The sequence below is a fragment of the Microcoleus sp. Pol12B3 genome, from assembly GCF_036701355.1.
Lineage (GTDB): Bacteria > Cyanobacteriota > Cyanobacteriia > Cyanobacteriales > Microcoleaceae > Microcoleus.
Window position 1 is genome coordinate 117,775 of sequence record NZ_JAUBQS010000008.1, and the last position, 13,808, is coordinate 131,582.

Annotated in this window: 13 protein-coding genes; 7 read left to right on the top strand and 6 right to left on the bottom strand. The window is 46.5% G+C overall.

Annotation, left to right across the window (positions count from 1 at the left end; genetic code table 11):
- The 4 genes from QUA53_RS06305 to QUA53_RS06320 all read left to right on the top strand — a co-directional run.
- On the top strand, nucleotides 1-582 hold a 582-nt coding region (locus QUA53_RS06305), incomplete at its 5' end, for a calcium-binding protein (RefSeq protein WP_333095701.1).
- A 643-nt stretch (nucleotides 583-1,225) separates the two neighbouring features.
- Complete coding sequence (locus QUA53_RS06310; protein WP_333095704.1) at nucleotides 1,226-2,212, top strand: threo-3-hydroxy-L-aspartate ammonia-lyase; 987 nt, start codon at nucleotides 1,226-1,228, stop codon at nucleotides 2,210-2,212.
- Nucleotides 2,213-2,498: 286 nt separating this feature from the next.
- Nucleotides 2,499-2,804 carry a small RNA NsiR4-regulated ssr1528 family protein gene (locus QUA53_RS06315; RefSeq protein ID WP_333069813.1) on the top strand — a complete coding sequence of 102 codons (306 nt, stop codon included), beginning with the start codon at nucleotides 2,499-2,501 and terminating at the stop codon, nucleotides 2,802-2,804.
- An 82-nt stretch (nucleotides 2,805-2,886) separates the two neighbouring features.
- Nucleotides 2,887-3,117, top strand: coding sequence for a hypothetical protein (locus QUA53_RS06320; RefSeq protein WP_333095705.1), 231 nt, complete (start codon nucleotides 2,887-2,889; stop codon nucleotides 3,115-3,117).
- A 271-nt stretch (nucleotides 3,118-3,388) separates the two neighbouring features.
- Here QUA53_RS06320 and QUA53_RS06325 read toward each other — a convergent pair whose 3' ends face one another.
- Both QUA53_RS06325 and QUA53_RS06330 read right to left on the bottom strand, forming a co-directional pair.
- Entirely contained in the window at nucleotides 3,389-4,306 is a 918-nt protein-coding gene (locus QUA53_RS06325; RefSeq protein WP_333095706.1) for an NAD(P)H-dependent glycerol-3-phosphate dehydrogenase, read from the bottom strand.
- A gap of 111 nt (nucleotides 4,307-4,417) precedes the next feature.
- Nucleotides 4,418-4,846: an NUDIX hydrolase gene (locus tag QUA53_RS06330; protein ID WP_333095708.1), complete on the bottom strand. Its 429-nt coding sequence runs from the start codon at nucleotides 4,844-4,846 to the stop codon at nucleotides 4,418-4,420.
- A gap of 179 nt (nucleotides 4,847-5,025) precedes the next feature.
- Here QUA53_RS06330 and QUA53_RS06335 point away from each other — a divergent pair, with 179 nt between their 5' ends.
- Nucleotides 5,026-5,946: an alpha/beta hydrolase-fold protein gene (locus QUA53_RS06335; RefSeq protein WP_333095709.1), complete on the top strand. Its 921-nt coding sequence runs from the start codon at nucleotides 5,026-5,028 to the stop codon at nucleotides 5,944-5,946.
- Between the two features lie 11 nt (nucleotides 5,947-5,957).
- Complete coding sequence (locus tag QUA53_RS06340; protein ID WP_333095710.1) at nucleotides 5,958-7,637, top strand: phosphatidylglycerol lysyltransferase domain-containing protein; 1,680 nt, start codon at nucleotides 5,958-5,960, stop codon at nucleotides 7,635-7,637.
- A 235-nt stretch (nucleotides 7,638-7,872) separates the two neighbouring features.
- Here the strand turns inward: QUA53_RS06340 and QUA53_RS06345 are convergent, their stop codons facing one another.
- The 4 genes from QUA53_RS06345 to deoC form a co-directional block, all read right to left on the bottom strand.
- Nucleotides 7,873-9,099 carry a glycosyltransferase family 4 protein gene (locus QUA53_RS06345; RefSeq protein ID WP_333095711.1) on the bottom strand — a complete coding sequence of 409 codons (1,227 nt, stop codon included), beginning with the start codon at nucleotides 9,097-9,099 and terminating at the stop codon, nucleotides 7,873-7,875.
- Between the two features lie 26 nt (nucleotides 9,100-9,125).
- Nucleotides 9,126-10,697: an MFS transporter gene (locus QUA53_RS06350; protein ID WP_333095712.1), complete on the bottom strand. Its 1,572-nt coding sequence runs from the start codon at nucleotides 10,695-10,697 to the stop codon at nucleotides 9,126-9,128.
- Between the two features lie 231 nt (nucleotides 10,698-10,928).
- Complete coding sequence (recO, locus tag QUA53_RS06355) at nucleotides 10,929-11,804, bottom strand: DNA repair protein RecO (RefSeq protein ID WP_333095714.1); 876 nt, start codon at nucleotides 11,802-11,804, stop codon at nucleotides 10,929-10,931.
- 248 nt (nucleotides 11,805-12,052) lie between these two features.
- Nucleotides 12,053-12,733, bottom strand: a complete 681-nt coding sequence (deoC, locus tag QUA53_RS06360) for a deoxyribose-phosphate aldolase (protein WP_333076519.1) — start codon at nucleotides 12,731-12,733, stop codon at nucleotides 12,053-12,055.
- 389 nt (nucleotides 12,734-13,122) lie between these two features.
- On the opposite strand from deoC, the gene QUA53_RS06365 reads away from it, so the two are divergent.
- Entirely contained in the window at nucleotides 13,123-13,485 is a 363-nt protein-coding gene (locus QUA53_RS06365) for a hypothetical protein (protein ID WP_333095755.1), read from the top strand.
- Nucleotides 13,486-13,808: the final 323 nt, after the last annotated feature.

The following is a 13,808-nucleotide window of genomic DNA, read 5'->3' on the forward strand; positions in this document are numbered from 1 at the left end:
TTGTTTACCGGAAATGCTGATGCTAACAGCGTCACTGGTACTGAGTTTGCTGACATCTTCAGCGGCGGCAGCGGTGCCGACATTTTCGACGGCGGTTTGGGTAACGACAGCATTTCCGGCGACGATGGCAATGACAGCCTCTTCGGCGGTGGCGGTAGCGATACTCTCAACGGCGGTATCGGGAATGACACTTTAATCGGTGGTGTGGGAACCAATGTTCTCGACGGCGGTACTGGTTTGGATGTGTTTGTGTTCAGCGGAACTACTGCTGACGGCGGGGATGTAATTACCAATTACAGCACTGCTGAGGATCAAATTAACCTCGACAGCACTGGTTTTGCAGCCTTTACGACCGGATCTGGGCCTTTGGGTTCGAGTTTCTACGCTTACAGCAGCACAGTTTCTGATGTAACTGTGTTTGAAGGAACTTTAACCGGGCCGTCCATCATGGCTATCTACGACGGTTTGTCTACTAAGCTGTATTACGATAGCAACGGTTCTACGGTTGGTGGCAACAGTTTGTTTGCTACTGTCGATGTCAATTTGGGACCGACTGGTAATTCTGAATTGTTCTTGTTCTAAAAGGCAAGAATCCTAATCGGGATATCGGCGGTACGGTTAGGGACACGGCAAGCCGTGTTCCTACAATAAACAGGTAAGGACACAGTATTACTGTGTCCTTTTTTTTGTAATTGTTAAACAATTTAGTCGCTCTTTTTTGGGTAGGGAAATGGCACAGCCAAGTCCTTTTTTACGTTGTTGTCTAGGGTTAGAGTCGATCGCGATCGCGAGAGCAATTTCACGATCCAATGCGGTTTATTTTATCCGTTATATCGATTCCGGTTGTATCGGAATCGATATAACCGCAGAGGACACAGAGGATTCAGAGACAGGGAAGAGACAGATGAATAATTCCGATGCCAACGGATTGGATATTACCCAAAATCAAGACACTGCGCCGTGCTGTTTCCCAATAATTAATCGGGCGGTGGTTAAATTTGTATTCATTAATCTCTCTCCTGTGCAAGTACAAACGTCCCTTTACTTTTTGATAGTAAATTGTCATAACTTTGATTGTAGTCAACAGCTTTTTTAACAATTAAGCGTAACCTCTAATGATAATTATTAATAAGCTTATGATAAAAATTGATAATTTAATGGTAGGAGTGAAGCGGGCTATGCCCATCCTACAAATAAAGTTCTCGATCGCCCCAATATAAAATCTATGAGTACCGACTTATGTGCCCAAAATCCTTTATCGGTCTGTTTCACGGATGTGGAGGCGGCGGCAAATCGCTTGCAGGGCAAAGCTTTTAAGACACCGGTGCTGACTTCGGAAACTTTCAACAAAGGCACAAATTCTCAGGTATTTTTCAAGTGCGAGAACTTTCAGCGCACGGGTTCGTTTAAATTTCGGGGTGCTTGCAATGCTTTGATGCAGATATCTGAAGCCGAAAAACAGCGGGGAGTGCTGACTTTTTCTTCGGGAAATCACGCGCAGGCGATCGCCCTGGCGGCACGGTTGCTAGAAATTCCTGCTACTGTTGTCATGCCGGCAGATGCGCCCAAAGTCAAGCAAGAAGCGACTCGCGGCTACGGCGCAGAGATTATTTTGTACGATCGCACTCAAGTTTCCCGCGAAGAGTTAACCGCTAAAATTGGCGCGCAACGGCACTTGACAATTATTCCTCCTTACGATCATGCGTGGGTGATTGCGGGACAAGGTACGGCGGCGCTGGAATTAATCGCAGAAGTTGGGGAGTTGGATTTGCTGTTAGTTTGTTGCGGTGGCGGGGGTTTGCTGTCGGGATGCGCGATCTCCGCAAAAACTTTGTCTCCGCAGTGTAAAGTAATAGGAGTAGAACCCGAGCAAGCAGACGATGCTGCGCGATCGTTCCGCACGAAAACGCTGCAAACTGTTACTAACCCCGATACTATTGCTGACGGTGCGCGCACGCCATCTTTGGGCAAATTAACCTTTCCTTTGGTGCTGCATTATGTGGACGATATGGCAACAGTTTCCGAAGACGCAATTCGCCAGACAATGTTTTTTATGTGGGAACGCATGAAGATAGTTGTTGAACCGACTGGAGTGTTAGCAGCGGCGGCTTTGTTGTCAGGTGTTGTGCAGGCTAAAAATGCTCGGATTGGCGTGATTGTCAGTGGTGGCAATGTAGATTTGAGCGAAATCTATAGGTTTTTTTCTGTGTAATTAAGTCTGCCACTTGGTTAGTTCGTCAGTCCGAAAGTCCGCCAGGAGTTTAAACCAGTGTCTAATAGCAAAAATCCTCAAAAAACGACTGGAAAGCATTTTTTATTTTTCTCTTTAGTCCTCTTCAGTCGACTTGCTATCTGAGACGGGGGTTAAAACCCCGGCGGACTTTCTGGCAAACGTCAAATATTCATGCAAACGCAAAATATTAATATTGATAAATTTGACCAAAGTAAAAGGTGATCTGATAAAATGCTTCCACAACAAACTTCGATTTAATAGCACAATGTCTTCAGAAACAAACTCAGCGGCTCAATCTACAACTGGTGCAGATGCGATCGATGTTGCGATCGCCTCTGGAATCGACTTTGACGGTACTCCGATTCCGCAAGCAAAATTAGACCTCTATCAGCAAGTGATGGGATTAGAAGCCGGCAGACAGCGCAGTGGCGTGTCAAATACCATGCGATCGCGCATTGTCCGAATCGGTGTCAAACATCTGCCTCAAAGCGAACTCGATAAAATGCTCGTTGCTGCAGACTTCGCCCCGCTGAAAGATAAAGAAGTTGCATTTTATTACGGCGGAAAGTAAAAATTATCTACCCTTTTAGACAGATGAACAGTCATCTCTGGATCGGTCAAACTTGGGACAAATCCTAGCAGAGGGTCAGTGTATGAATACTAACGGTAGTACAGTCATTAGCAACCTCGAGTATGATTTGTTAACTGTTTTGCAAAACAAGTCTGAAGCTTTGAAAGCCTACGAAACTTACATGAAAGATGCTCGGGAAATGGGTTCTCAGCCTTGTGCTGACCTGTTTCAAAAATTGCAGCAAGCTGACATGGAACACACGAAGGAAATTCGGCAGCACCTTCAACAGGTAATGCAGCAAGGCAAGATGTAAAGCTGGTGCAACTAGCTCTGCAAGTTATGAGTTATTAAGTTATGACTTAAGTAGTAGCAGCGAGCGGTTAAAGAGTTTGGGTTCACAACTCATCTTCAATGCCTTAAACTCTTTATCTACCGAGCTCTCAAAACATTAATCGGATCGCTCAACCAATGTCGCTGAGAACTCTTAATTTATAACTAGCAACTCGTGAACCCACTTCTTGAAATTTGAGGTAAGGGTAAGGACTTAGGCTTTGCTTAAGTCCTTACCTATCTAGCCGTACAGATTATAAAATCTCCGGTTTCAAAGCTCGTTCCATCAGCGATAAAACGGCTTGTTCGGCAGTAATTTCACCATTTAATAAGCGATAAACTTGGCGAGAAACAGGCACTTCAATGCCGCGTTGATTAGCTAAATCAATCAACACATTAGTAGTATTGACTCCCTCAGCAGTGCTCTGTAATTCATGCAAAATTTGCTCTAAAGATTTGCCTTCAGCTAATCCGAAACCAACCCGATAATTACGCGATAAAGGACTGTTGCAAGTAGCGAGCAAATCTCCTAAACCAGACAAACCGTAAAAAGTTTCTGCGCGAGCTCCCAAACGAACTCCCACCCGAATCATTTCCGGCAAAGCGCGAGTCAGCAAAGCAGATTTAGCATTAGTTCCTAATTGTAAACCGTCGCAAACACCAGCGGCGATCGCAAATACATTTTTCAAAGTTCCACCTAACTCAGTTCCCAGCGGGTCTTCATTCACATAAACCCGAAAAATATCAGAACTGTAAATATTTTGCACTTGCTTGGCCGCCGCTAAATCCAAACTCGCTGCTACCGTTGCAGCCGGCAATCCCTGCTGAATTTCCTCGGAAAGATTGGGGCCGGAAAGTACCACAATTGAATTGTTAGGAAAAGCATTTTGCCAAATTTGAGACGGAGTGCGCGTACTCGCGGGGTCTAAACCTTTGGTGACAGTAACTATAATTGTACTGGGACTTAACTGTAAAGCCAAAAGTCGATCGACCGTTGCTCCAACTCCTTTCATCGAAACTGCCGAAACAACAACATCCGCACCTGTTATAACTGATTCTAGATTAAAAGAACTGCTGCGCGACCACAAATTAACTCGAGATCCTTTTTTGCCTCCCAGATTTGCCAGTGCTGAACCCCAAGCACCTCCGCCTAATATTGTCAAGCTTGCCATAGAATTTAGTTTAATGAATTTAACCGCAGATTAACACAGATAAATCACCGATAAATCATAGCAATCAATCTGCGTTAATCCGCGTGCATCTGCTGTTAACAAATCCTCACCCTACAAACGCGGCCGCAATCCATAATGACGGTAACGCCAATAATCGCGCAAAATGCGATCGTGATCGAAACATAATTGATGGGGAATCTGCCAAGATTCAAAAAATTGTAAATTTTTAGCATCGTCGGCGGCTTGAGGTTCGCCTGTTGCAGAAGCCAAGAATACAATACTGATCGTGTGTTGGCGGGGGTCGCGATTTGGGTCAGAATAAACGTAAAATTGCTCGATTAATTCTACATTCAAGCTCGTTTCTTCTAAAGCTTCGCGTTTTGCCGCCGTTTCTACCGATTCCCCGTAATCGACAAAACCGCCGGGAATTGCCCAGCCGTAGGGAATATTGCGGCGTTCGATGAGTACGATCGGGCGGTGCGGCCGATCGGCTAATTCGATGATAATATCAACTGTAGGAGTAGGATTGTGATAAGTCATACCATTTTAGATTAAAGAATTGAAGAATTTAACATCGTTGCACTTTAACTGTGGAACGGGTTCCAGGGACCGTTGCAGTTTAGCTGCAAAATGTGCGATCGACCTCACCTACAGTTCTACAATATACTTGCATATAATGTACGGATTGCGCTCGCAGATAAAAAAGAGAGATTGAAAGTATGCCTAAGTGGCTGGGAAAAGTTTTAGGTATCGGTACGGGTACAATCCTCCTCCTCGGTGCTAGTGGATACTGGTACGTTTTTATTGCCGGAGCACCTCAGTTAGACCCTCCGAAAGTAGTGGCTGATGCTGACTTAAATTTTCAACTCAAAACATATAAAAGTGTAGCTATGAATTCCGAGCGCACCTACGGCTTAATTTTGCCACCTGGGTACGCAAAAAATCCCAAACAGCGCTATCCAGTCATTTTTTTGCTGCACGGCGGGCACGGAGACGCGCGCGCTTATCAGGACAAAGCTGCTGTTACTTCTGTGCTTCACGATTTATATAAAAGCAAAAGATTGCCGCCATCAATTGTAATTACTCCTGACGGGAACGACAAGCGGGGTACGAGTCCTTTGTGGGACCCGCAGTATTTTGACGGGCCCAACGGTAAGGTGGGAACCGCGATCGGCTCCGAGTTAGTGTCGATCGTAAAATCGCGCTACAGAACGCTGGAAGACCCCAAATTCTGGGCAATGGGAGGACAATCTTCGGGGGGTTGGGGAGCTTTTAATATCGGTTTGCGCTACTTGAATAATTTTAATATTCTGTTCAGCCACAGCGGTTATTTTACAGATCAAAGCGGCAAGGCTAACAGTCCTAAATATTTAGTGGAAAAACTCCCTGTTAAAGATAAAAAGCAGTTGCGCGCTTATTTGGATGCGGGGGAAGCAGACGAAAAATTTCTGATTTCCACGCAACAGTTTCACGATCAATTAAACAGTTTGGGTATAGCCAACGAGTTTAACAAATTTCCCGGAGGACACGGGATTGTTGGCCCGGATGTCGGTTGGAATTATTGGCACAAGCATTTAGCCGATTCTTTGAGCTATGTTGGAAAACAGTTTAAAATATCACTGGCAACACAGAAAAATTAGAAAGGTCAACAGTGTTACCCCAAAAAACTAGGATTGGACTCTGGACTGCATCATTTTTAACCGGATTGGTAGGAGTTATTAACTTGCTGTCTGCTGTAACTCCCAGTTTACCCGATCGCCGAAATTGGTTGGAGCCGTTTTTTCCTTTTCCCGTGCGTGCGGGCGGTCATTTTTTTGCAGCAGTTATCGGATTTATGCTGCTAACTCTGGCAACTAATTTGTTGCGGCGCAAGCGGATTGCTTGGTTGCTGACGGTGGGATTGTTAATCGTTTCTATTGTAATTCATTTAGTCAAGGGATTGGATGTTGAAGAAAGCTTGCTTTCTGGGGTACTGCTGTTTCATTTGTTGGTGATGCGGAAGACGTTTACAGCTAAATCAGATCGCCCTTCAATTGCTCAAGGAATCAGGGTTTTGGTGGGGGCTTTGCTGTTTACGCTGGCTTACGGAACGGCGGGTTTTTACATTCTGGATGGGGGTTTTAAAGTTAACGGACAAGCGGTTAATTTTGATTTAGACACAGCTTTATTCCAGACTTTTGCCATGTTTTTTACGGCGGATAATGCGGGATTGGTTCCGAAAAATCGGTTTGCTAACTTTTTTGCAGATTCGATTTATGCTGTAGGTACAGTAACGCTTGGTTACGCACTTTTAATGCTGCTGCGGCCGGTATTGCTGCGAAATTCGGCAAGTATTTCGGAACGGAATAAAGCTAAAGAAGTTGTAGCAAAATATGGGCGGACAACCCTAGCGAGACTGGCGTTGCTTCCGGATAAATCTTATTATTTTAGTCCTTCAGGAAAAAGTACGATCGCCTATGTGCCGAAAGGTAGAGGTGCGATCGCTTTGGGAGACCCCATCGGGCCTGCCGAAGACCGCAAAGAAGCAATTCTAGGGTTTCAAGAATTTTGCGATCGCAATGATTGGTATCCAGCATTTTATCAAACTTTGCCCCAGGATCTAGAAATATATTATACTCTCGGTTTTCGAGCGGTGCAAATTGGCGAAGAAGCTATTGTTAATCTCAAAACTTTTACTCTCAAAGGCAAGAGCAATCAAAACTTGAGAACTGCTATCAACAGACTTACAAAAGCTGGTTATCAAATCGAATTTTACGAACCTCCTTTAAGTTCCGAATTGATGCGGCAAATGAAACTCGTGAGCGAAGAGTGGCTGCAAATGGTTCAGGGTGCGGAAAAAAAGTTTTCCGTGGGTTGGTTTGACGAGGCATATGTGCGGGAAACTTGCGCCGCAGCCATCCACACTCCCGACGGTAGAATTAGTGCTTTTGCTAATATGATATCGGCGGGAGATGGGGTAGTCGGAGTTGATTTAATGCGGCGTTGCACTGAGGTGGAAAATGGCACGATGGAGTGTTTGTTTGCTTCGATGTTGCAGCATTGTCAAGAATTAGGATATGAAGAATTTGATTTGGGTTTGTCGGCTTTGGCGGGAGTGGGAGAGGCTGAGAAATCTGGGCGGTTGGAAAAGGTTTTGATTTATCTTTCGGAACACTTGAGCAAGTTTTATAATTTTAAGGGATTGCACAGTTTTAAAGATAAGTTTGGGCCGCGGTGGGAACCGCGTTATTTTGTTTATCCGAGTTTGGGAAGTTTGCCGAATGTTGTGGTTGCTTTGATTCGGGCCGATTCGGGCGATCGACTTTTGGATTATTTGCGCCCGGGAGGGTAGAAAAGTTCGGTAACGGATTCGCTTTGATATCAATTGACTGGTTCCAAGGCTCTGCCTGGGAACCCATATCTAGAGGCTCTGCCTCGGCTGGAAAATGGAAGCAGAGGCTCAGGATCTGCGTTCCCAGGCTCCAGCCTGGTAACGAGTAAAAGAGCTTCCCTTGGGACAAAGGAGGAGGCAGAGGCTCCGGATCTGCGTTCCCAGGCTCCAGCCTGGGAACGAGCGATCAAAACATTCATGCTAAACCCCGAATTAGTACGCGCTGCTTTTGCAAAACCTCTGCATAAAGCTTTTCCAACTCAGTAATATTCTGACTGAGAGTGTATCGCTCCATCGCCCGTTGGCGTGCTTTTTGACCCAGCAGCATTCCCAACTCAGGATGATCGCAAAACAGCGGCAGCAAGGTTTGCAACTGACTCCGTACCCGCTGAGTGTTCAAAACTATCCCCGCACCTTCCTCCAATGCCTCGCCGTCAGCACCGGCATCCGTTGCCAAACAAGCTAAACCGCAGGCCATCGCTTCCAGCAGCGACAGCGACAGTCCCTCCACCAAAGAAGGCAAAATAAATACGTCTGCACCCCGCAGAATTTCTATTCGGCGTTCCTCCTCGGCAACAAATCCGAGCCACACAATGCCATCATCTTCGCCGTAAAACAGTTGCAGCGAGGCGGCTAGGGGCCCGTCGCCTACGATCGCCAATACGTTCCCAGGGCCAAAATTGCACTGTTTCCATGCCTTGAGCAAAGCCTCGACATTTTTCTCCTGGGCAATGCGGCCTTGGTAAACAAAAATTCGATCGGCCTTTAATTCCGACTTCAACCCCGAAGGCCCTGGAGAATATTTAACAGCATCCACGCCGTTGGGAATCACAGCCACCCGTTCCTGTGGCACTCCCAACTTCACCAATATATCCCGCTGAATTTGAGAAAAAACGATCGTCGAGTCGTAGTTAGCCAAAAACGGAGCGTACAGTTGATACATCAGGTGTTGCGTTCCCGATGTCAAATTCCGCAATTTGCGATCGAACGGCGGGTGAAAAGTCGCCACCAGAGGCAAATTCAATTCTTGACAAATTTCCGGCAGCAAAAAGTCTAGAGGCGAAAGCGTCAGGGAAGCGTGAACAACATCGGGTTTGAGCCGCCGCAGAGATTTCATCAGCACTGTGCGGGACTTGAGAGTGGGAATCGTATAAATTTGCGACTTGTAGTGACAGGGTAAAGAGACTTCGTTGCAACTGGCGGGCGAGAGCGAATTGGTATATGAGGTTTGAGCAATTCCCTTTCCCCATGAACTATTTGCCATGTTCCACCCCGTATTGTTCCTGTCCAGTGGGCCCGCTTCTTGGGCAAAGTGCAGGAAACTGACCTGGTATCCCCGGTCTAATAGTGCGTTGGTGACTTCCCTGGAGTAAGTGACGTTACCGCAAAAAGGTGATTTTTTTCCTAGCCAAGCGATGTGCATTCCAGTAAATCAGAGTTTGTTATTTTTTAGATTCGATCGACTTTGCTATTAGTGCTACGGGAAATATACCAGGTTAAGACACCCCCAGCGATCGCTAATCCTGCTAAACCCAAAAATACTGTCGGCAAACCCAGAAATGTTTCCGCTACCCCGGCCAAAGCCAACGGTAAACTCAAAGCGATATTAGTGGCATTGTTTTGCAGCCCGAAGACTTTTCCCCGCATTTCTTCTGGAGTTTCTGCTTGAATTGTAGTCTGCATCGGCACTCCCACCAATGAGGCAAATAAACCCAACAGGGTAATGAACAGCACCGAGAGCCACAAATGGTGTGTAAATGCAGAAAGGCCCATCAGAGCAAGTGCCATGCCGATCGATCCGATTAAACTCAGTTGGGAGTGAGAAAATTTATGGCCTAGATAGCCGACTGTCGCCGCCCCAGCAGCCATGCCAACGCCCACGGCCGCCAGCAAAAAGCCAAATTGCGATGCTTTCATACCGGGGAGGATTTCTGCCAGCCGAACTGCTAGAACTGCCAAGGCTGCAAAAATGGAAAATAGAATAATTAGTTGAATTAAAGCATTGCGGACTTTCGGTTGATCGTTGATGTAACGCAGGCCGTCTTGCAAATCTGCTAAGGGGTGGGGTGGTTCGTGTTCGACTTCGTTTTTTTCGCCTGTTTTCATCGACAGCAACAGCACTCCGGCGAAGGCGTAACTTCCGCCTACTACTAATTCTTTGCCGATGCCGAGTCCGCCGCCGAGGTTGGAAAATAAGGTGTCCGCTAAAGCTAGTAAGGGTTCTCCGACTGCAAAGCCAATAATCACCGACCCCATCATGGTTGTGGTGTAAAGGGAGTTGGCTGATAGCAGGTGGCGGCGTTCCACAATTAGGGGAATCACTGACTGTTCTGCTGGGGCGAAAAATTGAGTTAGAGTCGAAACAAGGAATGTCACTAGCAGCAGCAAGCAGAATCCGAGCGGCAATTGACCGAGTTCCCACCCGTCAGAGAGCCACAGCAGCACGGGCAATGTTAAAACAAAGCCTCCCCGCAGCAGGTTTGTGGCGACCAGCACTGCTTTTTTCGACCACCGATCGACATACACGCCTGCTGCAGCCCCGAACAGCACTGCGGGAATGGTAAAGGCGATCATGATTGCCGATACCCACCTGCTGATGGTTTGATCTGGTGCTTGAAAGCGGCTGGCTACGAGGGCGATCGTCAGTACGAGATAAACTTTATCTGCTAGTTGAGAAAAAACTTGCCCACTCCACAATGCTAGAAAATTTGGGTTTTTAAGCACTGGCAGAAATCCCGTTTCTTTTTCGGGAGTTTCGGCTACTGCTTCCGAGTCTTCTGCTGCTGGCTCTGGTGTAGGAACCGGGGAGATTGCTTCGGATTGTGGGCTATTGCCGTTGGTTGACTCTGTTTCGGGAGTTGTGGGGTATTTATCCATTTCTGGGTCTGGGACGTTGCTCCATTGTCGATCGGCGGAGACGGGATAAGAGTCAAAATCTGGAAAATTTTCTCGTTCTTCCATCTTGTGGTGGGTCACAGCTAACACAGATATTCTCAAATCAGAATCGGACAGTCGCATCATAGGATTTGGGGTGGATGGCCTGGGATGGTGGAGGTTGGGGGGATGGGAATTTGAAATTGAGGTGTTAACCCCTAAGTTTATTAATAATCTCGTAACTTTATCTCTATCTATTATCTGATGTCGCAACAACCTTGAGAATTTACCTGAAATGGCCGGCTGGTTCGGGTATCCGGCAGGTTGGGGGTGCGATGTACGATCGCCCGTTCACCTATTTAAGCCAACACTCAAAATTTAAAACTCAAAACTCTCTAGGTAGGTGTCGATCGAGCTTCCCGAGCGAATCGTGCAACCTAAATGATACTGGGCATATTGCCGCAAAATATTTTCTACTGATACCCAAGTTGTTCGATCGGCAATTCCCTCTCCTAGTTCTGGACTAGCCAACTGTTGCAGCGCTGCTAATTCCTTAGCATTTATCTCAAAATTTGTCAAGTGCTTGCTGCTATTCGTTTGCCGGGAACGGGAGGCGGATTTGTACAAGCTACCGATTTCTGAAGAGAGTTCTGCCTCTAGGTTAGCTAGCTCGGGCAAGCTGAAGGTTCCCCCAGAGGGTATACTAAACCCGGTTTGCCAGTTCGGATCGGTGAAATTTGGGATGAGCGGCTGTCTGGTGGCGCAGCAAACTTGGACTTGGGGTGCGAGGCCAGCTAAGGCTAGCAGGTGAAAAATGCCGTGGCTGAGGTGGGCGACAAGCACGGCGGCGGATTCAATTTCTGTGCGATCGGACAAACGCTCCAAACGGCTCAAGTGTTCGCCCAGCAACCAAAAGAGTTCTTCTTGGGGCTCATCGGAAAGGGCGCTGGCGATCGCCAATTCGGCCAGATATTGCGCGGCGGAGAGTTTTCCGAGGTTGCGGCTCAAACCCGGATGGGATTGTACCGTGTCGGCTTGGGTAATTTTGTCGAGCGATCGGCCTTTGGCAATTAGCAATTCGTTAACGACAAATAACTCGCTTCTACCGCCGATGGTCGATCGTTGTTTGCGAACACCCGGTGCTACGGCTCGAATTAAGCCGAATTCCCGCGTCAAAATTGTCAGCACTCGATCGGATTCGCCGATGGGCGCACTCTTGAGATTGATTCCAGTTGCTTTGTAAGTTCGAGTCACTCGATTTTAGATTTTAGATTTTAGATTTTAGATTTACCAGGAAAGTAGCAAAAACAGTCCGCGACGCAGAACTTTTATTAGATACTGGTTCCAAGGCTCTGCCTGGTAACGCAGATCCGGAGGCTCTGCCTCCTAATCCCAGCCGAGGCAGAGCCTCTAAATATGGATTCCCAGGCAGAGCCTTGGAACCAGTTAATTCCCCATTAGCCATGACCAATTAGGCCTTGCTAATAACTAATAACTAATGACTAATGACTTTTATCTAAATTATCGCGCTGGCGGAGTAATTCGGGGCCGCGAGAAGTCCCCAAACGAGTTGCCCCAGCTACTACCAAATCTAGAGCTTGTTCATGAGTACGAATTCCGCCGGCCGCTTTAATCCCAATCCGTCCCTTCGTAACTTCCTTTAGCAGTCGCACATCGTCAACTTTTGCCGGGCCAAAAAAGCCTGTGTTGGTTTTGATGTAAGCTACACCAGCTTCCATACAAATCTCAGCCGCTAATTGTTTTTCAGGATCGGAAAGGAGCGAACTTTCGATAATTGCTTTGATGGTGAGATTAGTTTCTTCGCAAATTTGGGCTAATTCCCGGTGGAATTCGTCGATTCTTCCAGCTTTCAACAATCCTAAGTTAACAGAGACATCTAACTCTACTGCTCCATTATCTGCAGCTTCTAGAGCTTCGTAAATTTTCACCGTTGAAGTCGAAGCACCGGTGGGAAAACCTATAACTGTACAGACTTTGGGACGTTTGCCGTGCAGCAGCTCAACTGCTTGTCTGACGTAGGCGGGATACACGCAAACTGTGACAAACCCAAATCTCTCTGCTTGTTGGCAACAGTATTCTACTTGCTCTGGCGTAGCGGTGGGGTCGATCAGGCCGTAGTCGATCAAGGGGGCAATATCGATGTCTGCCTGGTTTGCAGCCATTGCTGTTTTTTCTCCGAAGTAACTACTTCCTTATTATGTAGGGAATTTACCAATCTTCGACCGAAAGCAGCCCGGGTACAACCCCTCTGAATTCATCCGTGAGGTCGCTTTCTCCAAGTCTCCAATGGATTGACTTTACTCCGGCCCCGACTGAGTACAAATACTCGATGTGCAGGTATTAACTCTGGTAGGAATTGGTTTACCAATTAATATCAAAAAAATAATAATTTTGTATCTGCCTTTAGATACATTTTTTCTCTTTCTTTAGGTATACTTTGTTAAAAAGAGTTGCGGTAGAGCCTGCGCCAGCTATGCTATGGCAGAGCCTGGTAGCGTCTACTGTTTTTACTCTTAGTAGTGCTTTAAAAATATAAAAGCCAGTGCCAAGCATGAATCATTTAGAACTCGAAAAAGAAATTGGGAAAATGGCTATAGCGATGATGAGTCGCAATAGTTTAATTGGTAAAGATTTGATTGCGGATCTCAGAGGGCGGCTGTCTGTTGACAGTTTAGCTGCTTTGATGATTGTCAGTATGGAGCGTTTGATTTGGTCTGACTGCGAGTCCGTGATCTGGAGTTTGAGTTATTTGATTCCTGCAGACGTGATGGAAGAAATTCGCCGGATTACTGCGCTGGTTGTCTGCCAGCGGTTGATGGGCAAGGGTTTTGTGCTGGGAAAAGATTTTAGTATTGATGGGACAGGCCAGTTGATGTTGGGTGAGAATGCTAAAACAGCGGTTGTGGTTGCTTGAATTGGGCAAGCAGAAGTTGGATCTATTAGCAGTATGAGATTTGCAGTTGGACTTTGGGCGCTCTAGCACTCTTTGTGTGACTGCAAACCTAATTTGGGATGCGGTAATAGTGGCGTGATTCAGGCTGATGTGAGATTCGCAGCAGCTTCAATAAGCGATGAGTGCGGTTAGCTAAAAGAGCTTTTTACTAGAGGAAAATAGTTAGTTTCGACAGCAAATTGTTGAGGTTGTTACTGGTCCTGTGTACGGGTAATCGCTATGTATCAAATGTTTCAGATTTTTAGTGGAATTACAGTTTTACTCCAGGTATGGTTTCATGTAGA